The sequence below is a fragment of the Leucobacter sp. UT-8R-CII-1-4 genome, assembly GCF_030010235.1.
Lineage (GTDB): Bacteria > Actinomycetota > Actinomycetes > Actinomycetales > Microbacteriaceae > Leucobacter.
In genome coordinates this window covers 1-24,183 of the sequence record NZ_JASCRS010000002.1, presented here as the reverse complement: position 1 = coordinate 24,183, position 24,183 = coordinate 1, and the positions used below count along the sequence as shown (strand labels likewise).

The 24,183-nt window shown below is 59.4% G+C and carries 20 protein-coding genes and 2 pseudogenes; 19 read left to right on the top strand and 3 right to left on the bottom strand.

The annotated features are described in order from the left end of the window. Positions 1–27: 27 nt before the first annotated feature. Positions 28–507, bottom strand: a complete 480-nt coding sequence (locus QBL02_RS05095; RefSeq protein WP_282725307.1) for a M23 family metallopeptidase — start codon at positions 505–507, stop codon at positions 28–30. 338 nt (positions 508–845) lie between these two features. Here QBL02_RS05095 and rpsB point away from each other — a divergent pair, with 338 nt between their 5' ends. The 8 genes from rpsB to QBL02_RS05055 all read left to right on the top strand — a co-directional run bounded on the left by rpsB (position 846) and on the right by QBL02_RS05055 (position 6,543). Further along, positions 846–1,679, top strand: a complete 834-nt coding sequence (gene rpsB / locus QBL02_RS05090) for a 30S ribosomal protein S2 (protein ID WP_282725306.1) — start codon at positions 846–848, stop codon at positions 1,677–1,679. A 52-nt stretch (positions 1,680–1,731) separates the two neighbouring features. Then, positions 1,732–2,562, top strand: coding sequence for a translation elongation factor Ts (gene tsf, locus QBL02_RS05085; RefSeq protein ID WP_282725305.1), 831 nt, complete (start codon positions 1,732–1,734; stop codon positions 2,560–2,562). 158 nt (positions 2,563–2,720) lie between these two features. After that, entirely contained in the window at positions 2,721–3,434 is a 714-nt protein-coding gene (gene pyrH / locus QBL02_RS05080) for a UMP kinase (RefSeq protein ID WP_282725304.1), read from the top strand. A 77-nt stretch (positions 3,435–3,511) separates the two neighbouring features. Further along, entirely contained in the window at positions 3,512–4,066 is a 555-nt protein-coding gene (gene frr, locus QBL02_RS05075; protein WP_282725303.1) for a ribosome recycling factor, read from the top strand. 5 nt (positions 4,067–4,071) lie between these two features. Then, positions 4,072–5,007, top strand: coding sequence for a phosphatidate cytidylyltransferase (locus QBL02_RS05070; protein ID WP_282725302.1), 936 nt, complete (start codon positions 4,072–4,074; stop codon positions 5,005–5,007). Further along, the gene (locus tag QBL02_RS05065) at positions 5,004–5,588 is read left to right on the top strand and encodes a DivIVA domain-containing protein (RefSeq protein WP_282725301.1); all 585 of its coding nucleotides are present in this window, start codon (positions 5,004–5,006) and stop codon (positions 5,586–5,588) included. The genes QBL02_RS05070 and QBL02_RS05065 overlap by 4 nt, the downstream gene beginning before the upstream one ends. Before the next feature lie 55 nt (positions 5,589–5,643). Then, positions 5,644–6,228, top strand: a complete 585-nt coding sequence (locus QBL02_RS05060) for a transglycosylase SLT domain-containing protein (protein ID WP_282725300.1) — start codon at positions 5,644–5,646, stop codon at positions 6,226–6,228. Positions 6,229–6,246: 18 nt separating this feature from the next. Continuing rightward, complete coding sequence (locus QBL02_RS05055) at positions 6,247–6,543, top strand: ATP/GTP-binding protein (protein WP_282725299.1); 297 nt, start codon at positions 6,247–6,249, stop codon at positions 6,541–6,543. Positions 6,544–6,648: 105 nt separating this feature from the next. Here QBL02_RS05055 and QBL02_RS05050 read toward each other — a convergent pair. Then, positions 6,649–7,104: pseudogene (locus QBL02_RS05050) on the bottom strand (ribonuclease H); the annotation flags it as partial. Beyond that, positions 7,101–9,779, bottom strand: a complete 2,679-nt coding sequence (locus QBL02_RS05045; RefSeq protein WP_282725298.1) for a hypothetical protein — start codon at positions 9,777–9,779, stop codon at positions 7,101–7,103. The gene QBL02_RS05045 and the pseudogene QBL02_RS05050, both read right to left, overlap by 4 nt. A gap of 188 nt (positions 9,780–9,967) precedes the next feature. Between QBL02_RS05045 and QBL02_RS05040 the strand changes: the two genes are divergently transcribed. From QBL02_RS05040 to QBL02_RS04990, 11 genes and pseudogenes are all read left to right on the top strand, one after another. Next, positions 9,968–12,043: a glycosyltransferase gene (locus QBL02_RS05040; RefSeq protein ID WP_282725297.1), complete on the top strand. Its 2,076-nt coding sequence runs from the start codon at positions 9,968–9,970 to the stop codon at positions 12,041–12,043. 14 nt (positions 12,044–12,057) lie between these two features. Then, positions 12,058–13,035 carry a tetratricopeptide repeat protein gene (locus tag QBL02_RS05035; RefSeq protein ID WP_282725296.1) on the top strand — a complete coding sequence of 326 codons (978 nt, stop codon included), beginning with the start codon at positions 12,058–12,060 and terminating at the stop codon, positions 13,033–13,035. Between the two features lie 22 nt (positions 13,036–13,057). Continuing rightward, entirely contained in the window at positions 13,058–14,302 is a 1,245-nt protein-coding gene (locus QBL02_RS05030; RefSeq protein ID WP_282725295.1) for a cysteine desulfurase family protein, read from the top strand. Between the two features lie 9 nt (positions 14,303–14,311). Beyond that, on the top strand, positions 14,312–15,508 hold the full coding sequence (gene mnmA / locus QBL02_RS05025) for a tRNA 2-thiouridine(34) synthase MnmA (RefSeq protein ID WP_282725294.1): 1,197 nt from the start codon (positions 14,312–14,314) through the stop codon (positions 15,506–15,508). Beyond that, a complete protein-coding gene (gene ligA / locus QBL02_RS05020) occupies positions 15,505–17,841 on the top strand; it encodes an NAD-dependent DNA ligase LigA (RefSeq protein ID WP_282725293.1) in 2,337 nt (778 codons plus the stop codon). The genes mnmA and ligA overlap by 4 nt, the downstream gene beginning before the upstream one ends. Next, entirely contained in the window at positions 17,838–18,503 is a 666-nt protein-coding gene (locus QBL02_RS05015) for a DNA-3-methyladenine glycosylase I (protein ID WP_282725292.1), read from the top strand. The genes ligA and QBL02_RS05015 overlap by 4 nt, the downstream gene beginning before the upstream one ends. Before the next feature lie 70 nt (positions 18,504–18,573). Next, positions 18,574–18,894 (top strand): Asp-tRNA(Asn)/Glu-tRNA(Gln) amidotransferase subunit GatC, encoded by a 321-nt coding sequence (gene gatC / locus QBL02_RS05010; protein WP_282725291.1) that lies wholly within the window; start codon positions 18,574–18,576, stop codon positions 18,892–18,894. Beyond that, the gene (gatA, locus tag QBL02_RS05005) at positions 18,894–20,438 is read left to right on the top strand and encodes an Asp-tRNA(Asn)/Glu-tRNA(Gln) amidotransferase subunit GatA (RefSeq protein WP_282725290.1); all 1,545 of its coding nucleotides are present in this window, start codon (positions 18,894–18,896) and stop codon (positions 20,436–20,438) included. The genes gatC and gatA overlap by 1 nt, the downstream gene beginning before the upstream one ends. After that, positions 20,438–21,952 carry an Asp-tRNA(Asn)/Glu-tRNA(Gln) amidotransferase subunit GatB gene (gene gatB, locus QBL02_RS05000; RefSeq protein WP_282725289.1) on the top strand — a complete coding sequence of 505 codons (1,515 nt, stop codon included), beginning with the start codon at positions 20,438–20,440 and terminating at the stop codon, positions 21,950–21,952. The genes gatA and gatB overlap by 1 nt, the downstream gene beginning before the upstream one ends. Positions 21,953–22,386: 434 nt before the next feature. Next, complete coding sequence (locus tag QBL02_RS04995; protein ID WP_282725288.1) at positions 22,387–23,190, top strand: hypothetical protein; 804 nt, start codon at positions 22,387–22,389, stop codon at positions 23,188–23,190. Positions 23,191–23,204: 14 nt separating this feature from the next. Next, a pseudogene (locus QBL02_RS04990) lies at positions 23,205–24,183 on the top strand (hypothetical protein); the annotation flags it as partial.

The following is a 24,183-nucleotide window of genomic DNA, read 5'->3' as shown; positions in this document are numbered from 1 at the left end:
CGCTGCACCGTTTCGGCCCTTTCGCGCTCACCAAGCGATCAGCTCCGCTTTGCCTCGAAAGAATCTGAGCGGGTTTACGTATTCGTCGTTCACTCGGACACCCAGATGAGTGCAGCTCAGGGAGCAGTGGCCGCCTTCGGCAACTGTGCCAAGACTTTGCCCTTTGCTGATTGTTTCGCCCTCTTTCAGTTCGCTTTGCACGGGTTCGATTGATAGGACGGTATTACTTGCCACTCGAATTGAGATGGTTGGCCTGTCTACGACGGTGCCTACAAAGCTCACGATGCCCGCCGTTGGTGCTCGTACGAGTGTGCCGGGATTGCTGGGGAGATCAATTCCGCGATGGCCCGCCTGGTATTTTCCGTGCGGCAGATCGTAGAACGATGACACGGTGAGTGGAGCCGAGGTTGGTGGCAACCACAGGTTCGGTGGCGTGTGCGAGGTGGGCAGGTGCGCGGAGCCGAAGGGAATGAGCGCAAGAGCAGAGATGAGTGTTATGAGGTTCATGGGGGTGACACTCTCACGATCCACCGCAAAATACTCGGCTTTGCACAGCCGACTGGGCCGAAACGAAAAAACACGGGATGTGAGCTGAAAATCGGCGTGGAGCGCGCATCTTGATGACAATGAAGATGCTAAGCTAGACGAGCACCTCGAAAGGGGTGACTTCGCGTGCCCGCGCTGAGCTTTAAGTTCTGTGTTTGGCCACCAACGGTCTGGTTTCTTCTCTGTGAAAGCTGAGCTGACATCAGTGGTGGTTCCTGGGCACCAGGATTTGATACCGACGGTATCGAATATTAACCGCAATAGTGCGCCATTTTGGCGTGCAGAATAGGAGACCGGCCATGGCCGTCGTAACCATTCGCCAGCTGCTCGACAGCGGTGTTCACTTCGGACACCAGACCCGCCGCTGGAACCCAAAGATGAAGCGTTTCATCTTCACCGAGCGTTCGGGCATCTACATCATTGACCTGCAGCAGTCGCTGGGTTACATCGATGAGGCTTACGAGTTCGTGAAGAACACCGTTGCACGTGGCGGCAACATCCTCTTCGTTGGCACCAAGAAGCAGGCTCAGGAAGCAATCGCTGAGCAGGCTGACCGCGTGAACCAGCCATACGTAAACCAGCGCTGGCTGGGTGGTCTGCTGACCAACTTCAACACCGTTACCGGTCGTCTTGAGAAGATGAAGGAGCTCGAGCAGCTCGACTTCGAAGGCACCACCAGTGGCTTCACCAAGAAGGAACTGCTGCTCAAGAAGCGCGAGCTCGAGAAGCTGCAGAAGTCGCTTGGCGGCATCCGCCACATGACGAAGACCCCTTCGGCTCTCTGGGTAGTAGACACCAAGAAAGAGCACCTCGCTATTGACGAGGCGAAGAAGCTTGGCATCCCTGTGATCGCCATCCTCGACACCAACTGCGACCCTGATGAGGTCACCTACCCGATCCCGGGCAACGACGACGCAATCCGTTCGGTTGCGCTGCTCACCCGCGTGATCGCTGACGCTGCTGCTGAGGGCCTCATGGAGCGCCACCAGAAGCCAGCTGAAGGCGAAAGCGAAGCTGCTGCAGAGCCGCTCGCTGAGTGGGAGGTCGAGCTCCTCGGTGCTGACGCCGCTGAGGCACCTGCTGCTGAGGCACCTGCTGCCGATGCTGCAGCTGAAGCACCCGCAGCTGAGTAATTTCGGCTAACTGGTTCATAAACTTTCAACACTTTCCTAAAAGGAGTCACACATGGCTGCAGTAAGCATGGCCGCTGTGAAGGAGCTTCGCGAGCGCCTCGGTGCTGGCATGCTCGACAGCAAGAACGCTCTCGTAGAAGCTGAAGGCGATATCGAGAAGGCGATTGAGATCCTGCGTCTCAAGGGCCTGAAGGGTGTTGCAAAGCGCGAGGGCCGCGAGGCTAGCGAGGGTATGGTTGGCGTTCGTCAGAGCGAGGGCGCCGCAACCATGATCGAGCTCGTCTGCGAGACCGACTTTGTTGCAAAGAACGAGAAGTTCCTTGCACTCGGCGAGCAGGTTCTCGACGCAATCTCGGCCGCTGGCGCTGCTGATGTAGAGGCTGCACTCGCGGCTCCTGCTGATGGCAAGACCGTCGGCGATCTGATCACCGACGAGTCGGCGATCATCGGCGAGCGCATCGTGCTGCGTAAGGTAACTCGCATCGAGGCACCTGCAACCGCTGTTTACCTGCACCGCACCTCGAAGGATCTGCCACCGCAGATCGGTGTTGTTGTTGGTTACGAAGGTGCAGACGACAAGGCTGCTCTCAGCATCGCTCAGCACATCTCGTTCGCTGATCCACTGTTCGTGGTTCGCGAAGAGGTTCCTGAGGCAGATGTCGAGAAGGAGCGCGCGCTCGTTACCGAAATCTCGCTCAACGAGGGCAAGCCAGAGGCAGCACTGCCAAAGATCGTTGAGGGTCGCCTCAACGCATTCTTCAAGCAGGTTGTTCTGAACGAGCAGGTGCACGCACTCGACGCTGAAAAGCGCGAGGTTGCAAAGGTAGCCGAGGCTGCTGGCATCACCGTTAAGGGCTTTGCTCGTAGCAAGGTTGGCGCCTAACACGCTCTAAAGAGCCCGGGTCACGCATCAGCGTTTGACCCGGGCTCTTTCCTTGCCCGTGGTCAGATGCCACGAGGTTAAGGCACACCCCACTGGCAGTCGTTACGCGCTCAGCGCTAGGCTGGATCTTAATACCCTCGTATGAAGGAGCAAATCTTATGTCCACACCCCGCAAGCGTCGCGTACTGCTCAAGCTCTCGGGTGAGGCATTCGGTGGGGGAACCCTCGGTGTGAATCCTGATGTTGTGAGCCAGATCGCTCGTGAGATTGCTGCGGCAATGGACTCGGCCGAGGTCGCGATTGTGGTTGGCGGTGGCAACTTCTTCCGGGGAGCGGAGCTTTCGCAGCGCGGCATGGACCGCGCACGCGCTGACTACATGGGCATGCTCGGTACTGTCATGAACTCGCTTGCTCTGCAGGACTTCCTTGAGCAGGCCGGCGTTGAAACTCGCGTTCAGTCCGCAATCACAATGACCCAGGTAGCTGAAACCTACATTCCGCTGCGTGCGGTTCGTCACCTGGAAAAGGGTCGCGTTGTGATCTTTGGTGCCGGCGCAGGCTTGCCCTACTTCTCAACAGACACCGTTGCTGCGCAACGCGCGCTTGAGATTGAAGCCGATGAAGTGCTGGTCGCGAAGAACGGTGTAGACGGTGTGTACACCGCAGATCCGCACAAGGACCCAACCGCCACCCTGATCAATGAGATCACTTACAGCGATGCTCTAGTGAAGGGCCTCAAGGTTGTTGATTCGACCTCGTTCAGCCTGTGTATGGACAACGGCATGCCAATGCGCGTCTTTGGTATGGAGCCATCGGGCAACGTCACCGCCGCGATCCGTGGCGAGCGCCTCGGCACCCTGGTGCACAGCTAACACCCCCTTTGCTTGCGCACCTCACTGGGTGCGCGCAGATAGACTTTCAACATTCAACCCACTCTGAAGGAGCTACCGTGATCGATGAGGTCTTCGTAGACGTCAAAGAACGTATGACCAAAGCCGTCGAAGCCGCACGTGAGGGATTCGCAACTGTGCGTACCGGCCGTGCGAACCCGTCGCTCCTGCAGAATGTACAGGTCGACTACTACGGCACCCCGACTCCGCTCTCGCAGCTCGCATCGGTCGCGAACCAGGACGCACGCAGCCTCCTGATCACCCCTTACGACAAGGGCGCGATGAAAGACATCGAGCAGGCGATTCGCGACATGCCAAACCTTGGCGCGAACCCATCAAACGACGGCAATGTGATTCGCGTGACTCTTCCAGAGCTCACCGAAGAGCGTCGCAAGGAGTTCGTCAAGATCGTTAAGGGCCGCGCTGAAGACGCACGTGTTGCTATTCGCAACGTACGTCGTCACGGTAAGGATTCGCTTGACGCGCTCAAGAGCGAAGTTGGCGAAGACGAGATCAACCGGGCCGAGAAAGAGCTGGACTCCGTGACCAAGCAGTTCATCGATCAGATTGATGAGTCGCTGAAGCACAAAGAAGCAGAGCTGCTGGAGGTCTAACGACCATGTCCGGGCAGGATCGCCGAGACGAACTGCGGGAAGAGCTGCGCGCCCAAATTGGCGACGCAAAAGCCCAGTTCGAGGCTACAAACGCAAAAATCGAAGAGAAGGCTGGCAGGAATCTGTTTCTTGCCATTCTGAGCGGGCTCATTTTTGCTGCCATTTTCTTGGTGACCCTGTTCACCGTGCAGTGGGCATTTATCGCGCTGGTTGCAGCGATTGTGACCGTTGCGCTGATTGAGCTTGCCGCGGCCTTTCGGGTTTCAGGCCGAAGGGTGCCCCGTCTGGGCGTAGCTATTGGCGGTTTGATTATCGTCGGCGGCACTGCTTTCTATGGCGCGCGCGGTGCACTTTTTGGGCTGTTCATCGCTTCAGCGTTGCTGGTGATCTGGCGACTGCTTGAGGGACTTGTGCCTGCCTGGGAAGTGCCGCCGAAAACGCTGCTGCGCGACGTCTTTTCGGGTTTGTTCACGCTTGTCTACGTGCCGTTTCTCGCGTCGATGGCTATTCTGCTTGTGCAGGCGCCGGATCGCGGTGAGTGGTGGGTGTTTGCGCTCGTGTTGATTGTGGTGTCGGTCGATGTTGGCGCATACGCTGCGGGCGTTACGCTCGGCAAACACAAGATGACACCGAGGATCAGCCCGAACAAGACCTGGGAGGGTTTTGCTGGGGCTGCTGTCGCCGCTATTGCTGCGGGTGTTGCGATTTCGTTGCTTGCACTTGAACAGCCTTGGTGGGTTGGCGTATTGCTTGGTGTTGTTGTTCTGATTACGGCGACGGGCGGCGATTTGACCGAGTCGCTGATCAAGCGCAATCTCGGTGTGAAAGACATGAGTTCTTGGATCCCCGGACACGGTGGGTTCCTTGATCGACTTGATTCGCTATTGCCTTCGGCTGTTGCCGTTTATGGTGTGGCGCTCAGCTTGGGAGTATTTGCATGAGCAAAAAATCCACAGATTCATCGTCACGAGAACACAGTGCGTTCCCGTTGGCCGAGGGCAGCCAGCTTGGCTACCAATTTGATCAGGTAGATGCGTTTCTTGAGCGTGCGCGGCAGACCTATGATCAGGATCAGCCGACAAAGAACCCGGTCACCTCGGCGGAGATTCGACGTGCTGCGTTTCCGCTGAAGCGTCGCGGCTACTCGGCGCGATTTGTCGACGCTGCGATGGATCGGCTCGAAGAAGTATTTTATGAGCGCGAGCGGCGCACGCGCATGGCTGAGATTGGTGACGAGGCTTGGTGGGCTGAGGTTGGCCAGCTGTTGCGCGATGTGCGCGGTCGTCTTGATCGCCCTCGCGGCAAACGTTTTTCGCGCCGTGGCTTCTTCGCAAGTGGATACCGTCGCTCACAGGTCGATGCTTTTCTTGATCGCGTTTCTGCGCTCTTTGCTGGTGAAGCCCAGCTCTCTACAGCAGAGGTGCGCAGTGTCGTGTTTCATTCGGAATGGCGCGGCTATAACGAGGATCAGGTCGACGCGCTGCTCGACGCCGTGATCGAGCTTTTGCTGGCCACCCGCTGAGAGCTGAGAGCTCAGACTCGACCGCTCCATTAAACTGAGATAAGATCGTTACATTGTGACTCTTGCTACGAATACCCCCACCGCACCTCACCGCATGAAGCGCCTGCGGGGATACCTCGCCGCCTTCGCGGTCGCGGGTATCGCCGGCACCGCGATCATCGCACCGCTCTCGCAGTCGAAGCCGGCTCTTGCCGACGAAGCATTTTATGAGCGGATCAATCAGGAGTTTGTGCCGACCCTGGTCGATGCACCAATCATTCCACTTGCAACGGCTCCCGCTGAAGAAATGGCGCCCGAGCCACCTCCTGTCGCAGAAACTAAGAGCTCTGCTGGCGGCTCCGGCCCGATCTTCTACACCGGTGGCGGCGCGCCCGCTGAATGGATGGCTGCCGCTGGCATCGATCCAAGCGACTGGGGCTACGTGGATTACGTTGTGAGTCGCGAAAGTGGCTGGAACCCGAATGCTACTAACTCAGGTAGCGGCGCTTGCGGCCTTGTTCAGGCATTGCCTTGCAGCAAGGTGCCAGGCAATGGCTATGATCCAGTAGATAACCTGCGCTGGGCTAATGGTTACGCTGTCGGTCGTTACGGCAGCTGGGCTGGCGCCTATGACTTCTGGGTCTCAAATAGCTGGTGGTAATCGAACGAGTTCGCGCTCATGGCGCGTAGACGCGGCCCCAGCAAGTATCAGCGAGCCGCACAAGATCCACCGCGTGATGTGACTCGGCTTGCCTACGGGGGAGCGCAGAAGCAGTACCGTCGCGGAACCGAATGGTTCGTGCGCGAAATCCCTGCGCATCGCGCTGAGAAGGCGTACCGTTGCCCCGACTGCGGTACCGATGTGCCCGCAGGTCAGGCACACATCGTCGCGTGGAGCGCCGAACACCTATTTGGCGACGCCGCTGCTGTGCAACAGCGCCGTCACTATCATTCGCACTGCTGGCGACTGCCCTAAACAATTACTCGCTTGGGGGATCGGCGATCCAGCGCTCTAAAAAAGTGTGTCTTGTTGCGGGGGAGCAGCTAGCGGAACTTTTGGGCTCGGCGCCGCGGCAGCAATACCTGGGCCTGCTTCGGGTTCTTGTCCGCGCTGGTAGGCAGTGGCCGCCGCTCGCGCTTTGTCGTCTGCTGCCTCGTTGAGTGGGTGGCCGGCGTGCCCCTTCACCCACTCGAATCGAACCTGTCGACCCTGCATTGCTTGGTCAAGTGTTTCAAGTAGCTCGCGGTTAAGCACTGGTTTGCCGTCGGCTTTGCGCCAGCCGCGGCGTTTCCAGCCTGGCATCCACTGGGTGACCGAGTTGATTACGTATTGGCTGTCGCAGAGCACGTGAAGCTGCTCGTCGGCGCGATGAGCGGTGGCGTGCAGGAGGTCGATCACTGCCATGAGTTCGCCCTGGTTATTGGTGGCGCGCGGCCAACCGCCGGCACGCCACTGAGCGTCGTCAATGTACCAAGCCCAACCGGCCGGACCGGGGTTCCCTAGTGCCGATCCGTCGGCTGCTGCTGTGATGGTCATGCGTCGTCTGCAGAGGTAGACACGTCGGCGTTGTTCTCGCTCGTAATCTCAGCCTCAGTAGAAGGCTTTACGCTTTCTTCAAGCTTTTTCGCGTTCAAGACAACTTCGCCGAGGCTTTCGAAGTAGCGCGCAACGGCCACTCGTTCTACCTTGAGCTGAACCATACGATCTTCGGCGGCTGCGAGCACCTTTTGTGCGCGGTTCTCAGCCTCAGTGAATGTGTGGTTTGCGCGCTGCTCAGCTTCTTGCACGATTTCTGCAGCTTGGCGTTCTGCCGCGAGGCGGGTTTCGCGGGCATCTGCTGCTGCACCGCCAAGCACACGCTCGTACTCGCCACGAGCGGTTGCCAGCTGTTCTTGAATTTCGGCAAGTGAAGCGCGTGCTGCCGTGAGCTGTTCGCTTGCGGTGGCCGCGGCCTCAGCCTGACGATCTGAGACCTCACGCTCAAGGGTCTCTCGGCGCTCGGCTGCGGTCTGTGCAAATTCTTCGGCTTCGGTGGTGATGCGCTGTCGCTCATCACGCACGAAGTCTTCCGTCGAAGCTTTGGCTGTAGCCAGCTCGGTCTCAATCGTTGAGCGGTACTCTGCCAACTCTTCGACCGTGTTTGCTCGCAGGGTGTCAAGCTCCGCGGTGACCTTGGTGCGCATGCTTTCCACGTCACGTTCGGTCGCGGCGATGGCATCGGCTCGTTCGCTGCGCAGCTGTTCTTGGTGTGCTGCATACTCTGCTGTCACACGACGCTCATGATCGGCGCGTTCGCGTGCAATGTCGTCGGCCAGGCTTACTCGGTCGCGATCTGCTTGAAGCTCGAACTGCTCGCGGTCAATGCCGAGTGCGGTTGCCGCTTCTTCGCGTTGGATCCGCAGCGCCTCTGCGGTACTCGCTGCAAGAGCGGCGAGTTCTTCGCTGTGCGCTGTGCTTTCAGAAGCAATACGCTCTTCGTGCATGGTCTGGGTGTCGCTGAGTGAAGCCTGATGCGCGGCGAGCTCTTTGGCAATGCTCTTCTCATGAGCTGCGCGTTCTTTTGCGATCTTCTTGTCGTGTGCTGCGCGCTCGCTCAATAGGTGAGCTTCTTGTTCTTCGCGTTCTTGGGCGAGCTGCTGGTCGTGCGCTTCACGTTCTGTTGCCAGAGTTTCGTCGTGGTTCTCTCGCTCGTTTGCCAGAGTGGCCTCGTGGTTCTCGCGTTCTTCAGCGATTGAGCTCTCGTGGGCTTCGCGCTCTTCTGCGATTGCGGCGTCGTGCGCTTCGCGCTCGTCGGCAAGCGTGTTGTCATGCTCAATACGCTCGGTGGCGATGCGCTCAAGGTGCAGCGTGCGCTCTTTTTCGAGGCTCGCTTGGTGCGTAGAGCGATCCTTCGCGATTTTTGCTTCGGTCGCGGTGATTGCGCTGCGCAGCTCTTCGCGCCCGCGCTCGATTTCTGACTCGTGCGCGCTGCGCTCTTTGGCGAGGGCAGCTTCGTGCTCGGTGATCTCTGCGGTCAGCGTGAAGTCGTGCTGCTCAAGCTCTTCGGCAAGGGCTGTTGCCTGCGCCGACGCTGCTTCGCTGAGTTCAGCTTCGGCAACCTCTTTCGCGCGCTCGCGCTCTCGCTCTGCCTGAGCTGCGAGCGAGGCGAGTTGGGCTGCTTGCGCGGCAGTGTTGCGCTCTTGGGTGGCTTCGTGCTCGGACTGAGCGGCGGCCAGCTTCTCGCTGTGGCTTTGCGACTCTGCCTCGATGCGTGCCTGATGGGTCGAAAGCTCTGCCGCGATGCTCTGTTCGTGCTCGGCGCGTTCCTGAGCGATCTTATTGCGAAGCGTCTCGATCTCGTCGGTGAGTGTGAGACGGAGCGCGTTCATCTCGAAGCTGAGTGTTTTCTCACGCTCGGCGAATCGTGCGGCGAGATCTGCTTCTTCGCGTTGAATACGCTCGGCGAATTCTGCGCGGGCGCGTTCACCTTCGGTGGTGAGTCGGCTTCGCTCGAGCTCTGCTTCGCGCTCGTGGCTTTCGCGAAGGCGCGCAAACTCTTCAGCGGCGCGTTCGGTTTCTTCGCGAAGCGTTCCGGCCTCTGCTCGCGCAGCATTGCCGAGTCGTTCTGCTTCGCCCTTTGCTTCAGCGAGGATCGCCCTGGCCTCAGCCTTGGCAGTCTCAATGGCGGAGCTAGCGTCGAGTTCGCTGTCGGCGGTGAGCGAAGCGGCGCGCTGCTGTGCTTCGGTGGTGAGTAGTTCTACCTGCTCTTTTGCGTGAGCTTCGCGCGTTTCGGCTTCGTTTCGTGCCTCAGTGACGAGTGTCTCTGCCTGTTCGGTGGCTGATGTGACCAGCTCATCTGCACGAGTTTGAGCCTGGCGGAGTAGTCGTTCTGCTTCAGCTTCGGTGTTGCGGCGAAGCTTCTCGGCGTCGAGATCTGCCTGCGCCATCAATGTCTGTGCTGTTTGTTCGGCTTGGTGCAGGCTCTTTTCGACACGCAAACCCAGGCCGGTGTAGCCACTTGCACCGAGTTCAGCGACCTGTGCTTGCAGGTCTTCGATGAGGGCGCGCTGGGAATCAACATCGCCAACGGCGGTTTGATGCGCCGACTGCAATGACTGAATGTGCGCTTGTAGCGAATCAATGTGGCCGCTCAGTGCCGCCACGCGAGCGTCAACTTCTGCACGGTTGTAGCCACGAATGGCTTGTGAGAACTGCGAATTTGCTTCTGACACCGATGCTCCTGGTAGGTTTCGAGCCCAGCTCTTAAAGCTGCGGGCTGAATACGATTCCCGATGTTGTAATCCTAGTTGATCCGGGTTTTTCAGGCGAAGTTCGGCGCGCTCCGGTAGCGTTGAGGTCTGAAATGTGCAGTCTTATCTCTTGAGGCTGCTGAAACTTTGAAAGCAGAGGGGAAGCTGCCGTGCGGTTTGTGCTTGCATTTTCGGCGCTTGTGCTTTCGGGCATCATGCTCGTATTAGGTATTGGTCAGGTCACTTTTTTGGCTGGGCCTCACAAGGTGACCTATTCAACTACGTTTGATGCGCCGAATGGATTGGCCGTGTTTAACGCGGATCAGTTCGATACTTTGACGGGTCAGGCAAACGTTGTGGTTGAGGGAGACGAACCTTTCGTCGCGACCGGCCATGTGCGTGACATTGAAGCTTGGACGGCAGCGTTCCCACACGCTGAGGTCACCGCAAACGCGAAGTCGAAGTCGCTTGAGTCAACGAAGATTCCTGCGAACTCAGAGGCTGCCGCAGAATTCGCTGAGCTGAGCAAGGCCGACGACCAAGAGAAGATCGAGGTTCCTTCGCCGTTCGGTAGTGACCTGTGGCTGGATCAGCGTGGTTCGCAGTCTGAGAACTCTGAGTCAAAGACCCAGACCGTGCGTATGCCGGTGTCGCTTGACCCGGATCAGGCAGTGATTGTTTCGGTTGCCGAAACTTCAAAGTCTCCAAAGGTTTCGATTGAATGGGTGCAGGATCGCCGCACCCCTTGGGCTGGTCCGCTGCTTGTCGGTGGTGGCGTGTTTGCGCTGCTCGGCGCAGTGCTTTACCTGCTTGCGGTGGATCACGACCGCCGTGGGCTTGGCCCGCGTCGTGGCCGCAAGGGGCCGTTGCAGGGCATTCGAAATGTGTTCTCAAAGTCGGGTAGTAAGGCTGGCGAGCAGCCGGCAGCGAAGAACGTGAAGCCTTCGAAGGGCGATGCGACGCCAAAGGGTATTGAATCGTCAGAGAGCGACGAAGCAGTCGCCCCTGACGCGGGCGCAACCTCTGCCGAGGGTGCAACCGAGCACGGTGAGCCTAAGAGTGGCTCCGCAACTGACGAGAACACGATGAAGCGGGTAGCGGCACCAAAGAAGGGCAAAATCGTGAAGCGCGCATTTGCAGTTCCGGCTCTGGTGGTCACTGCGGCGCTCGGCTTGAGCGGTTGTACAGCGAACTACTGGCCAGACTTCTCGGCAAGCGAAGAGGTCGCTGATGCGCCGGTTGAATCTGACGCAAAGTCAATGCGCGCGCCGGTGCCTGTTTCGCAGACACAGATCACGCGGATCCTCGGAGACATTGCAGCGCTTTCGGGCGAAGCCGATGACAGCCTTGATGCTGGCCCGCTCGAGGCTCGATTTACTGATGAGGCGCTAACTGAGCGTGAAGCCAACTACACGATTCGTAAGGCCGTGCCTGACTACGAAGTTGTAGTGCCACGTATCACCGATCAGGAGCTTGGCTACCAGATCGTGCAGAGTACAGAGGGCTGGCCTCGCACCATTTTCGTAGTGGTTGCTTCTGAGACTGCGACTAGCGGTGACGAAGCGGCTGCGGACGATGCTGCAACCGACGATGCAAAGAATGACGCGGAGAGCAAAGAATCACCGTCACTTGCACTGGTGATGACTCAAGAGAATCAATATGAGAACTTCCTTGTTTCGCGCACCATCGCTCTTCGCGGCGGAATCACCATGCCAGAAGCCGCACCTGCTGAAGAGGGTGCCGCGCTGCTTGCAGATGACCTCGCAACCCTCGCACTGACCCCTGCACAGACGGGCGTCGACTATTCGGCAGTGCTCGCTGGCGGTGCCGGTGTGGCTGAGGCAGAAAAGTTCAACCTTGAGGGTGACAGCCTGATCGAGCGAAGCGGAGCCTCCTGGGCTGCACAGTCAGCTGAAAAGGCCGCAGCAAACGGTGAACAGATCAACTATTCTGTCTCAGCAGCCCAGCAGGAGGGATCGATCCTCAGCCTCTCAACCGGCACCGGCGGCGCGCTCGTGACAACTTCGGTACTTGAGACCCGCGTCGAAGCGCCACCAGAGGGAACCCGCTGGCGGCCAACCGTGCCGAAGAGCCTCACGGCGCTGAGTGGTCTTGAAGGACAGCAGGACAAGCTTGTGAGCGTTGTCGCCCATCAGCTGTTGTTCTTCGTGCCAACCGCAAGCTCGGGTGAAAAGATTCAGTTGCTCGGATACACGAGCGACCTGGTGAGCGCAAGCAATAGCTAAGGGGAGAGCCCAATATGTCACAACAGATTCCTCCACGTTTGGGCGGCGGCGCCGTAGACCTCAGCCACCTTGCCGCTCGCGGTACCCAGCAGGCAGGCGGGTCGGCCGCAGGTCACACAGCCGTAGGTCAGCCGGGCGCGCAGGCAGGCGGTCAGACTGTCGATGTGCCGGCTGCGGTCTTTGACGTCACCGATCAGAGTTTCGAGCAGGCAGCCCAGCTCTCTGGCGTAGTACCTGTGGTGCTGATGCTGCGCATCGACGGAGACGCCGCGTGTGACGCGCTGGCACCGGTGCTTGAAAACGCTGTGCGCGGTCTTGACGGAAAAGTGGTGCTCGGTTTTGTCGACGTATCGGCCAACCCGGGTCTCGCGCAGGCGTTCCAGGCCCAAGCCGTGCCCACCGTTGTTGCGCTTGTTGGCGGGCGTCCCGTGCCACTGTTCCAAGGCCCAGCCGCCGACGAGCAGATTCGTGAGCTTTTTGTGCAGCTTTTGCAGCTCGCAGAGCAGCAGGGTGTGAGCGGTCGCGTGAGCGCTCCAGACCTTGGTGCAGTGAGCGAAGGCCCAGTCGAGCCACCGGTGAATCCGGCACACGCAGAGGCTCTTGAAGCCCTTGACCGTGGTGATTTCAGCGCAGCAGTGCAGGCGTACGAGCAGGTGCTGGTGAAAGCCCCAGCCGATCACGAAGCTCGCGCCGCTCTGGTGCAGGTGCGTTTGCTTGAACGATTGCAGGGCGTGAGCGCTGGCGAGATTCGCGATGCGGCAGCGGCAGCACCGCAGGGTGTTGCGGAGCAGATGCTGGTTGCCGACCTTGACGTCTCTGGCGGTCACATCGAAGACGCTTTCTTGCGGCTGCTTGAGCTTTTCGCGGCAAGCGATATTGATGAAGATCGCACCCAAATTCGTGAGCGCCTACTTGAGCTCTTCGAAGTTGTCGGCCAGAGCGATCCACGGGTGGCGGCTGCCCGCACCCGTCTCGCGAATATGCTCTACTGAGTCGATCCAACGCAAAAAGCACGTGCCAAGAGCCTACCTCGATCACGCAGCGACCTCACCCATGCCGGAGGCCGTGCTTTCGGCGTACACCGAAGCGCTTCGGCAGCTTGGCAACCCCGCTTCGACGCACGCTCATGGGCAGATAGCAAGTGAGCAACTAGAAGCTGCCCGCCAGTCGATTGGTGCGGTTCTCGGCGCTGACCCGGCAATGGTGACGCTGACCGGTGGTGGCACCGAGTCGATCAACCTGGCGCTCAAAGGCCTGTTTTGGGCGGCTCAGCGTGCTGCCAAATCGGCTGCCGGTGCTGGTAACTCTGGCAGCTCTGGCCTCTCGGTGCCAAAGCCAGTAGTGCTGATTGCTGCGGGGGAGCATCACGCCACGATCGAAGCGGCCGAATGGCTGCGTGACGCGCAGGGCGCCCAATTGCAGGTGTTGCCCCTCGACCACGAGGGGGTGCTGCAACCGTCGACCTTGAGCGAAGCTCTCGAAGAATTCGGGCCCGAGAACATCGCGCTGCTCTCATTCTTGCTGGCAAACAATGAGGTTGGCTCGGTGCAGCCCGCTCGCGAACTGGCCGCCATCGCAAAAGCCGCGGGGGTTCCCGTGCACATCGATGCGGTCTCGTCGCTTGGCCAATTGTCGATCGACTTTCGTGAACTCGGTGTCGCCGCGCTCTCGGTCTCTGCCCACAAAATTGGCGGGCCTGTTGGCGTAGGGGCATTGCTCATCGCGCGCAATGCCACCATCGACCCGATTTTGCACGGTGGAAGTCAGCAGCGCTCACGTTCGGGCACGCAGAATGTTGCCGGTGCGGTCGCTTTTGCTGCGGCTTTGCGGCACGCATATGGCGATTCGACAGAAGAGTTTCAGCGAAGGATCACGCGGCTTCGCGCGCTGCGCGACAAACTTATTGCGGGTGTGCGATCCAGCGTGCCCGAAGCCGTGTTGCGGGGTGCCGAGCCCGGCATCGCTGATGAAGACCCACGACTCGCCGGGAGTGCACACTTCACTTTTCCGGGTTGCCAGGGCGACTCATTGGTCTTTTTGCTTGATGCTGCCGGGGTCTCTGCCTCAGTAGGCTCTGCCTGCCGAGCCGGTGTCGCGGAAGTCTCGCACGTATTGCTCGCGATGGGTGTGCCCGAAGATGAAGCGATTGGTTCGCTGAGGTTCACGCTTTCGGCAGACACTGATGAGTCAGAGATTGATGCGCTGCTCGAAACTCTTCCTGATGCGGTACACCGTGCTCGTGCAGCCGGACTGTCGTAGACTACCGGGATGAAGATTTTGGCCGCGATGAGCGGAGGCGTGGATAGCGCCGTGGCTGCAGCGCGTGCCGTCGAAGCTGGACACGAAGTTGTCGGTGTGCACCTCGCGCTGAGTCGCATGCCGGGCACGCTTCGCACTGGATCGCGCGGATGCTGCACGATTGAAGATTCGATGGACGCCCGCCGAGTTGCCGGTTTGCTGGATATTCCGTTTTACGTTTGGGATTTCAGCGAGCGGTTTAAAGAAGATGTGGTCGATGACTTCATCTCCGAGTACGCGGCTGGTCGCACGCCCAACCCGTGCTTGCGATGCAACGAGAAGATCAAATTTGCGGCCCTGCTTGATAAAGCGATTGCGCTTGGTTTTGATGCCGTCGCAACCGGGCACTACGCCACCGTTGTGGACGGACCAAACGGGCGCGAGATGCATCGCGCAAGCGCTTGGGCAAAAGATCAGTCATATGTGCTCGGTGTGCTCACCGCGGAGCAGCTGGCTCACTGCTACTTCCCGCTTGGCGATACTCCGTCGAAAGATCTGATTCGCGCCGAGGCAGCGGAGCGCGGTATTCAGGTCGCGCAGAAGCCCGACAGCCATGACATCTGCTTTATTCCTGACGGCGATACCCGTGGCTGGCTCGACGAGCGCCTCGACCGGGTGCCGGGCGAGATTGTCGACGAATCGGGTAAGGTGCTCGGCGAGCATGATGGTGCGCTTGGCTACACTGTTGGGCAGCGCCGCGGCCTTGCTATTGGCCACCCGGCAGATGACGGAAAGCCACGTTACGTGCTCTCGATTCGTCCTGTCTCGAACCAGGTAGTTGTTGGTCCGAAGGATCAACTGGCCATTTCACGCATCGCAGGTGGCCGTTACAGCCTGACCGGTGAGCCAGGATTTGATCTTGCTGAGACCTTTGCCTGTGAAGTGCAGATCCGCGCGCACGCTGATCCAGTGCCGGCAACCGCGACGTTGCGACCAATTCTTGATGAAGAACGCACCGAGCTGCACCGCGCAGAGGCTACCCATGAGATTGTGGTTGACATTGATCTTGAACACGCCGAGCCATTGATCGGTGTGGCGCCGGGGCAAAGCGCCGTACTCTACATCGGAACTCGTGTGCTTGGCCAGTTCACAATTGATCGTGCTGTGCCGTTTTCAGGCGACGCCTCCGTGAATGTCGGTGGTGAAGTTCTAGAATCAGTGGTGTGAACGAAAACGAGACGCACACCACTCATGATTTCGACGCGGCCCGCGCCGAGGCGGCTCGCCTTGCCGAAGAAATCGAGCGATTTCGCCTGGCCTATCACTCCGAGGGCGTAAGCCTGGTCTCTGACGCTGAGTACGACGAACGTTTTCGACGCCTCGAAGCTATTGAGCGAGAGTATCCAGAACTTGCGGGTCAAGATAGCCCAACCCGTGAGGTTGGCGCTGCCGTGGTGTCGGCTGGTTTCCCAGAGCACGAGCACGCTGAACGTATGCTCAGCCTCGACAACGTGTTCAGCCTCGAAGAGCTTGACGAGTGGATGGCAAAAACTCGTGCCGCTGCTGGCCGTGAAGTGCACTGGCTGAGTGAACTGAAAATTGATGGTCTTGCGATTAGCCTTGCGTATCGCAACGGCGTGCTTGAAACCGCTACTACTCGTGGCGACGGTCGCGTTGGCGAAGATATCACTGAGAATCTGCGCTTCATTCCCGCGATTCCGCGCACACTAAGCGGCGAGGGCATCCCTGAATTCTTTGAGGCCAGGGGAGAAGTCTTCTTAGGCGGCGAGGACTTTGCCTGGCTGAACGAACGCCAGCACGAACTGCAGCGCGAATACGAAGCAGAACAGTTGGCAAAGGGTATTGCCGCAGACAAGATCACTGTGCGCTATCCAGAGTTCGCGAATGCTCGAAACACCGCTGCAGGCAGCCTCAGGCAGCGTGCAGACAAAAAGAACGAGCGTGAGCTTGAACTCATGTCAGAGCGACTCGGCCGTCTCGCTGTGTATGTGCATGGCATCGGCGCCTGGCAGCATCCGGCATTTACGAACCAGAGTGATGCCTATAGCCTGCTTGGCGAGTGGGGATTGCCTGTTTCGCCGCACGCGCGAGTGCTCGACACTCCTGAAGAGGTCGCGCAGTTTGTGCAGAAGAGCGGCGAAAAGCGACACAGCTTTGAACACGAAATCGACGGCATTGTGATCAAGATTGACGAGCTCGATCTGCATGCCGAACTGGGTGAGACTAGCCGTGCCCCTCGCTGGGCGATCGCCTATAAGTACCCGCCAGAAGAAGTACACACCAAGCTGATCGATATTCGTATCGGCATTGGCCGCACTGGCCGGGCAACTCCCTATGCGGTTATGGAGCCGGTCAAGGTGGCTGGTTCGACAGTGAGCCAGGCAACACTTCACAACCAGCAGGTAGTGAAGGCAAAGGGCGTACTGATCGGCGATACTGTCGTGCTGCGAAAAGCTGGCGATGTGATTCCCGAGGTGCTGGGCGCAGTCGCAGAGATGCGCGACGGCAGCGAATACGAATGGCAGATGCCTGAGGCCTGCCCAGAGTGCGGCTCGATCCTGCGCTCGATGAAAGAGGGCGACATTGATCTGCGTTGCCCAAATGCGCGCTCATGCCCGGCTCAGCTTCGCGGCCGCGTTGAACACATTGGCTCGCGCGGAGCCCTTGACGTGGAAGCCCTCGGCGAGATTACGGCCGCTGCGCTAACGCAGCCAGAACATCCCGCAGAACCACCGCTGACTACCGAAGCTGGGCTCTTTGAACTGAGCCTCGAACAGCTCGTGCCGATCAAGGTGATTGTGCGAGACGCCGAGACTGGCGAGCAAAAAACTGACCAGGTCACCGGTGAGCTGGTGCGCCGTGCGCCCTTCCAGAAGATTGATCACGTCTACCCGGCAGAGGCCGAAGGCATGACCCCTGCCGAGCGTCGCAAAGCGAAGATAAGCAAAGTTCCGGTGTTGTCACCGTCGAAAGACGCCGAGACGCTGCTCGCTGAACTCGAGAAGGCGAAAACGAAACCGCTGTGGCGTCTGCTGGTGTCGCTAAACATTCGCCATGTTGGCCCCGTTGCCGCCCGAGCGCTCGCCGACTGGTTCGGTTCGCTCGACGCCATTCGAGCGGCAAGCGCCGAAGAACTCGCTGCTGTTGAGGGCGTTGGGCCTACCATCGCGAGCGCGCTGAGCGAGTGGTTCGAGGTTGATTGGCACCTTGAAATTGTTGAGCGCTGGGCCGCAGCTGGTGTGCAGTGGTCCACTCCTGGTCACGCGGGCCCCGGGGCCGCTGCAGTCGAGGGGGGCGTGCTTGAGGGGCTCACGATTGTCGCTACTGGCGCGCTTGACGGGTTTACCCGTGACGGTGCGAAAGAAGCGATTATTCAGGCAGGTGGCAAGGCAGCCTCAAGCGTCTCAAAAAAGACCGACTTTGTGGCGGCTGGGCCTGGTGCCGGGTCAAAACTCGCAAAGGCTGAAGAGCTCGGGATTCCTGTGCTCGACGCCGCCCAGTTTGCCGTGCTCGTGACCGAGGGCCCCGACGCGCTATGAGCGAGGCCGAACTGGTTCGCTCAAACTGGGCGAATGATCATGACGATCTGAAGCACTACTACGACACTGAGTGGGGCATGCCGGTTTTTGACGAAAACGGCGTCTTTGAGAGGCTCAGCCTTGAAGCCTTTCAATCGGGTTTGTCTTGGCTCACGATCCTGCGTAAGCGAGAAAACTTTCGAGTGGCCTTCGCCGGTTTTGACATCGCCGCTGTTGCAGCGTTTGACGAGAGTGATGTGGCACGGTTGCTCGCGGATGCAGGAATTATTCGAAATCGGGCGAAGATCATCGCAACCATCAACAACGCGAATGCAATCTTGAATCTTCACAAGCGCGGCTTCAACGTGGCCGATCTGGTCTGGTCGTATATGCCTGAACATTCGCCGTCGCCCACACACGACGGTGAGGTTCCAGCGACTTCGGCAGAATCAATTGCCCTCGCAAAAGCGCTGAAGAAACAGGGTTTCGCCTTTGTGGGGCCGACCACTGCCTACGCGCTGATGACCGCCATTGGTATCGCCGATGTGCATCTTGTCAGCAGCCACCGCCGTGCCTGCTCTGGGCTTTGGCAGGCAAACGGTGAGCGCACTGACGAAGGGGAGCGCGTCTCGGTCGCTGCGCGGGCTGGTGTTGCCGGGTTGCTTGGCCGCTCGCACCAGTGAATGCGGAGCTGCGGCAGAGCCAGCCCCGATAAGATGGACAGGTTCATCCGATCACTCTTGATGGAGCAGCATGTCTGAAACCAGTGGAGCGAACGGCGAGATCACGGTTGAAACCGTAGAACATCTTGCCGATCTGGCCCGAATTGCCCTCACCGCAGACGAGATTACGACCCTGAGTCGTGACCTCGACTCGATCCTGCACAATATTGCGAAGGTCAGCGAGGTGGCAAGCGACGACGTCCCGGCCACTAGCCACCCCCTTCCGATCAACAACGTCACTCGTCCCGACGAGATTGCCGACGTGCTCACCCTCGATCAGGCGCTTGAAAACGCGCCAGAGGTAGCCGACGGTATGTTCCGTGTTTCTTCGATCCTTGGAGAGGAGCAGTAATGACCGCGAACAACGACTTGATTACGCTCACCGCCGCCGAACTCTCGGCGGCCCTCATCTCAGGCGAAGTTTCGGCTGTTGACGCCGCCAAGGCCCAGCTTGATCGCATCAGCGAGGTCGACGGCGAACTGAACGCCTTCCTCGTAACAAACGCTGAAGCCTCACTCGACGCAGCACGCAAGATTGACGAGCGTCGTGCGGCTGGTGAGAACCTCGGCGAGCTCGCCGGTGTGCCGCTCGCCGTCAAAGACGTGCTGGTTACCACCGACATGCCGTCGACTTCGGGTTCGAAGATTCTTGAGGGCTACATGTCGCCGTTTGATGCGACAGTAGTTGCCAAGGCGCGCGCAGCCGGACTCGTAAACATTGGCAAGACCAATATGGATGAGTTCGCAATGGGCTCTTCGACCGAGAATTCGGCCTACGGCCCAACCCTGAACCCCTGGGCGCTCGACCGTGTGCCGGGCGGTTCGGGCGGTGGCTCGGCAACCGCTGTGGCCGCATTCGAAGCGCCACTCGCGCTCGGCAGCGACACCGGCGGCTCGATCCGACAGCCAGCAGCCCTCACCGGCACCGTCGGTGCAAAGCCCACGTACGGTGGTGTGAGCCGCTACGGTGCGATTGCGCTCGCATCTTCGCTCGACCAAGTCGGCCCCGTCGCTCGTACCGTGCTCGATACCGCGCTGCTGCACGATGTCATCGCAGGTCACGACCATCACGACTCCACCTCTCTGCGCCACGAGTGGCCGTCAATGGCCGCTGCTGCCCGTGCGGGTGCTGCCGGTGGCAGCCTCAAAGGTCTGCGCGTTGGCGTCGTGAAACAGCTCATGCTTGAGGGTGTGCAGCCAGGGGTCAAGGCCCGCTTCGAAGAGTCGCTCGCGCTGCTTACCGCGCAGGGCGCCGAAATCGTTGAGATCGACGCACCGCACTTTGAGTACGCTGTTGCTGCTTACTACCTGATTCTGCCTGCAGAAGCATCGAGTAACCTCGCAAAATATGACTCGGTGCGTTTCGGCCTGCGTGTCACCCCAGAGGGTAACGGCACGGTCGAGAACGTGATGAGCCAGACCCGTGAGGTTGGTTTTGGTGCAGAAGTAAAGCGTCGTATTATTCTCGGCACTTACGCTCTTTCGGCTGGCTACTATGACGCCTACTACGGCAGCGCGCAGAAGGTGCGTACGCTGATCCAGCGTGACTTCTCGGCAGCGTTTGCTCAAGTTGACGTGATCGCTTCGCCAACCGCGCCAACCACGGCCTGGCAGCTCGGCACTCATGGCAGTGACCCGATGCAGGACTATCTGAACGATGCCACCACAATTCCGGCGAACCTCGCTGGTATTCCTGGCCTCAGCTTGCCAATCGGCACCGCAGCAGAAGACGGCCTGCCAGTTGGCTTGCAGCTGCTCGCGCCTGCATACGAGGACGCACGCCTCTACCAGGCTGGCGCAGCTATTGAACAGCTGATCACCGAGCGTGACGGCAAGCCGTTCTGGTCGCAGGTGCCCTCCTTTGCAGATGCTCTCGCACGAAAGGCGGCGAACTAATGGCGAAAACCAAGTTGATGTCGTTTGAGAAAGCACTCGAACTTTTTGAACCGGTGATCGGTCTTGAGGTGCACGTTGAACTCAACACCAAAACCAAGATGTTCAGCTCAGCGCCGAACGTGTTCGGTAGCGAGCCAAACACGAACCTCACTCCGGTTTGCCTCGGGTTGCCCGGAGCGCTTCCGGTCGTAAACGATCAGGCAGTGCGTTACTCGATTCGCCTTGGTCTCGCGCTGGGTTGCGAAATCGCAGAGGTTTCTGGCTTCGCGCGCAAGAACTACTTCTACCCAGACATGGCGAAGAACTACCAGATCTCACAGTTTGATGATCCGATCGCGCACGATGGATCGGTCGAGATTGAGCTCGAGTCAGGTCGTGTGGTGCACGTGCCAATCGAGCGCGCGCACATGGAAGAAGACGCTGGCAAGCTGAACCACGTTGGTGGCTCGACTGGTCGTATTCAGGGTGCTGAATACTCGCTTGTTGATTACAACCGTGCGGGTGTGCCACTCGTTGAAATCGTGACCCGACCAATCTTTGGTGGCGAGGCCGACACTCCTGAAATCGCTGCGGCATACGTTGCGACGATTCGTGAGATTGTCACCGCGCTCGGTATCTCTGACGCACGCATGGAGCGCGGTAACCTGCGCTGTGACGCGAACGTTTCGCTGCGCCCACGCGGCAACGAAGATGCCGGCATGAGCGTGCTCGGCACTCGTACTGAGACGAAGAACGTGAACTCGCTGCGTTCTATTGAGCGTGCGGTTCGTTTCGAGATTCAGCGTCAGGCTGCGATCTTGGCTGAGGGCGGCTCGATTACTCAGGAGACTCGTCACTGGCACGAAGACACCGGTGAGACTTCACCGGGCCGTCCGAAGAGCGACGCTGACGATTACCGTTACTTCCCAGAGCCAGATTTGGCTCCGCTCACACCTTCGCGTGAACTGGTTGAAGAGCTGCGCGCTGGTCTGCCAGAGCACCCTACGCTTCGTCGTCGTCGCCTGATGAGCGAGTGGGGCTTCTCGCCGCTTGAGTTCCGCGACGTGGTGAACGCTGGTCTCGTGAACGAGATCGAGACCACCGTTGCCGCTGGCGTAGCGCCGCAGGCTGCCCGTAAGTGGTGGACCGGTGAAATCGCCCGTATCGCTAACGAGCGCGATGCGGTTCCTGCTGAGCTGATCACTCCCGCGCAGATTCTCTCTGTGGTTGAGCTGGTCGACGCTGGCACGCTGAACGACAAGCTCGCGCGTCAGGTGCTCCAGGGCGTCATCGATGGTGAGGGTACTGCCGCTGAGATTGTTGAGGCCCGCGGCCTTGCGATCGTTTCAGACGACGGCCCGCTGATCGAGGCGATTGACGCTGCGCTCGCGCAGCAGCCAGACGTGCTTGAGAAGATTCGCGACGGTAAGGTGCAAGCAGCCGGCGCGGTGATCGGTGCCGTGATGAAGGCCATGCGCGGACAGGCTGATGCCGCCCGCGTGCGCGAGCTCGTGCTCGAGCGTGCTGCGCAGTAATACTGTTCTCGCGTAAAGGAGGGGTGGTGCGAATGCACCGCCCCTCTTTTGTTTTTACGCTGGATCAAATGGCCTGGTTCGGAGTGCGGTTTTGTTTGGTGCGCGGTTCGTGTTGGCTGGTCGTGGGCTTTGCCAAGGATGGCTTTTGCTTACTGTTGTGCGAATCCAAAATGTTTTGGTTTTCTGTGGGTGAAGTGGCTCATAATTGGCGTGTTTGCGGTGAATAAAACTCCTGTTCAGAAGTGGTTAATTGGTTGAAAAAGTTGCGCTTTGTAACAGCTAAATAACGTCTGGTTTCCGGCGCTTTGAATTTGTCTGGGGCAGTGTTTACAGTCGCTTCTGATGGCGGCATAGAAGCGCAGTGGGATCTGGCTTTGTGAAGTGCAAGGGGACGTCTTCACGTCCATGCACATCACCACCGAGGAACCAGACACGTGTATCAACGTCGATTCGCTGTGCCCGCGCGCGCCCAAATGCTGCTTGGTGTGCTGCTTTGTGTTGCAGTGTTCTGCGGTGCGGCGTTGATTGCTGTTCCTTCTGCTTCTGCTGCATCTGAGGCCGAAGTTGTTCCTATGAACAATATTTCGGTTGTCTCTGCGGCACCAGCTGCACTGCTGCCGCTTGCTTCACCATCTCAAGCGGGCAATATTACCGACGCCGATGGCGATGCTATTCCCGACGACGTTGAGCTTGCGATCTGCGGTAGCAAGACCTGCGCGACGGGGCTTGAAGATGCCGACAACGATGGCATCGCCGACTGGGTTGAGATTCTGTCTTGTGGCAGTCGCAGTTGTGCGAGCGCGACAAAGGACCGTGATGGTGACGGGATTCCCGATTATGCCGAGCGTCTGGTGTGTGGCACGGATGCTTGTTCGAACAGTCTTGAAGACGCTGATGGTGACGGTGTCGCTGATTGGGTCGAGTTTGTGGTCTGTGGCACGCGTAGCTGTGCGACGGGGTTTGAAGATTATGACGGTGGCGGGGTTTCTGATGCGGCGCAGCTCGCGGCGTGTGTGAAACGGATTGATCCGTCGCTGCTTGCACTCACGGGTCAGCCGTGGTTTTGGCTCATGCTGCTGCTCGGGTTAGCGGGTCTTGGCACGGGTGGCTGGTTGTTGTGGCGACGCGGGATCTCTGAGCTTGCCGCAGCAAGCCCAGCAACTGAAGCAGCGGCGGGAACACCCGAACAGGTAGCACCGCAAGCGACCACCGCAACGTCTGCGACGCCGGTCTCGTGAGGTCGCGTACGGTCGTGGCTACAGGGTGTGCCGCAAGAGTGCTCACCCTGCTCATTGTGACGGCTGTGGCAGTGACGGCAGCCCCGCCGAATGCTCAGGCGTTGCAGGAGGCAACATCGCAGAGTCGTTCCGCGAGGGTGGTGCGTGAGGCGAGGCAGGCCGCTGCGAAACCGAGGCGGGTGGAACAGCGCCAGCACACGGCATCGGCGCGACGGTCAACGCGGTCGCTCGTCTTGGCGTTGGCAAACGGCCAGGGGCGTGCCCTTGCTGAACACGCGCGTGAGACCGAGCAGCCAGACACCCCTGAAACGTTTGCCGAAGCCACACTGACGCCAGTGACCGGGGGCCAGATCGAGGCCGGAAGTGTTGGCGTCAGTGCCGAGTTCTCTGGCTACAAGATCAGCGACGAGTTGCAGCTGACGTTGAGCGAAGCGACACCTGACGCTGCGGTATCTGCCGAGGCTCAGCTTGACGGCATCGCCTTCAGCGACGCGATAAGTATCGACGCGCAGGCATCCGACGGCAATGAAGTGACGGCATTCCCCGCCGAGGTGGTCACCGAGAAAGACCCACACGGTGTCGAAAAGGCGGCCTCGGTGACGCCGGGTATCACGCTCGGTTTCGCCGTCGACGAAGACGAAGTGACGGCCGCGGGTATCGAACTCACTTCGCTGAAGCTGTATACCCGGGAGTCCTCGGCAGAAGACTGGGTCGAGCTGCCCTCGTACTACGACGAAGCAACCGGCAAGGTGCGTGCCGAATCAGACCACCTCTCTGAGTTCATTGTGATTGGTATCAAATATGTGCCGCCTCCTGGGCCGCGTATCGTGCTCGATCCAGATGATGATTATGGCTGGGCAGAAACTCCCGGCCCGGCGTCTGAGTTGACGTATAACGTGGCCCTCGCGAACCTTGTGAAGTCGAAACTTGAGGCGTCGTGTTTGGCTCCGGTGGTGGTGACACGTCAGGCCGATGTACGGTTTGTGTCGGGGG

What these genes read in the sequence shown, in the direction of transcription:
- QBL02_RS05095 (WP_282725307.1), bottom strand. Translation starts at nt 507, where the DNA reads ATGAACCTCATAACACTCATCTCTGCTCTTGCGCTCATTCCCTTCGGC.
- rpsB (WP_282725306.1), top strand. Translation starts at nt 846, where the DNA reads ATGGCCGTCGTAACCATTCGCCAGCTGCTCGACAGCGGTGTTCACTTC.
- tsf (WP_282725305.1), top strand. Translation starts at nt 1,732, where the DNA reads ATGGCTGCAGTAAGCATGGCCGCTGTGAAGGAGCTTCGCGAGCGCCTC.
- pyrH (WP_282725304.1), top strand. Translation starts at nt 2,721, where the DNA reads ATGTCCACACCCCGCAAGCGTCGCGTACTGCTCAAGCTCTCGGGTGAG.
- QBL02_RS05070 (WP_282725302.1), top strand. Translation starts at nt 4,072, where the DNA reads ATGTCCGGGCAGGATCGCCGAGACGAACTGCGGGAAGAGCTGCGCGCC.
- QBL02_RS05065 (WP_282725301.1), top strand. Translation starts at nt 5,004, where the DNA reads ATGAGCAAAAAATCCACAGATTCATCGTCACGAGAACACAGTGCGTTC.
- QBL02_RS05055 (WP_282725299.1), top strand. Translation starts at nt 6,247, where the DNA reads ATGGCGCGTAGACGCGGCCCCAGCAAGTATCAGCGAGCCGCACAAGAT.
- QBL02_RS05035 (WP_282725296.1), top strand. Translation starts at nt 12,058, where the DNA reads ATGTCACAACAGATTCCTCCACGTTTGGGCGGCGGCGCCGTAGACCTC.
- mnmA (WP_282725294.1), top strand. Translation starts at nt 14,312, where the DNA reads ATGAAGATTTTGGCCGCGATGAGCGGAGGCGTGGATAGCGCCGTGGCT.
- QBL02_RS05015 (WP_282725292.1), top strand. Translation starts at nt 17,838, where the DNA reads ATGAGCGAGGCCGAACTGGTTCGCTCAAACTGGGCGAATGATCATGAC.
- gatC (WP_282725291.1), top strand. Translation starts at nt 18,574, where the DNA reads ATGTCTGAAACCAGTGGAGCGAACGGCGAGATCACGGTTGAAACCGTA.
- gatA (WP_282725290.1), top strand. Translation starts at nt 18,894, where the DNA reads ATGACCGCGAACAACGACTTGATTACGCTCACCGCCGCCGAACTCTCG.
- gatB (WP_282725289.1), top strand. Translation starts at nt 20,438, where the DNA reads ATGGCGAAAACCAAGTTGATGTCGTTTGAGAAAGCACTCGAACTTTTT.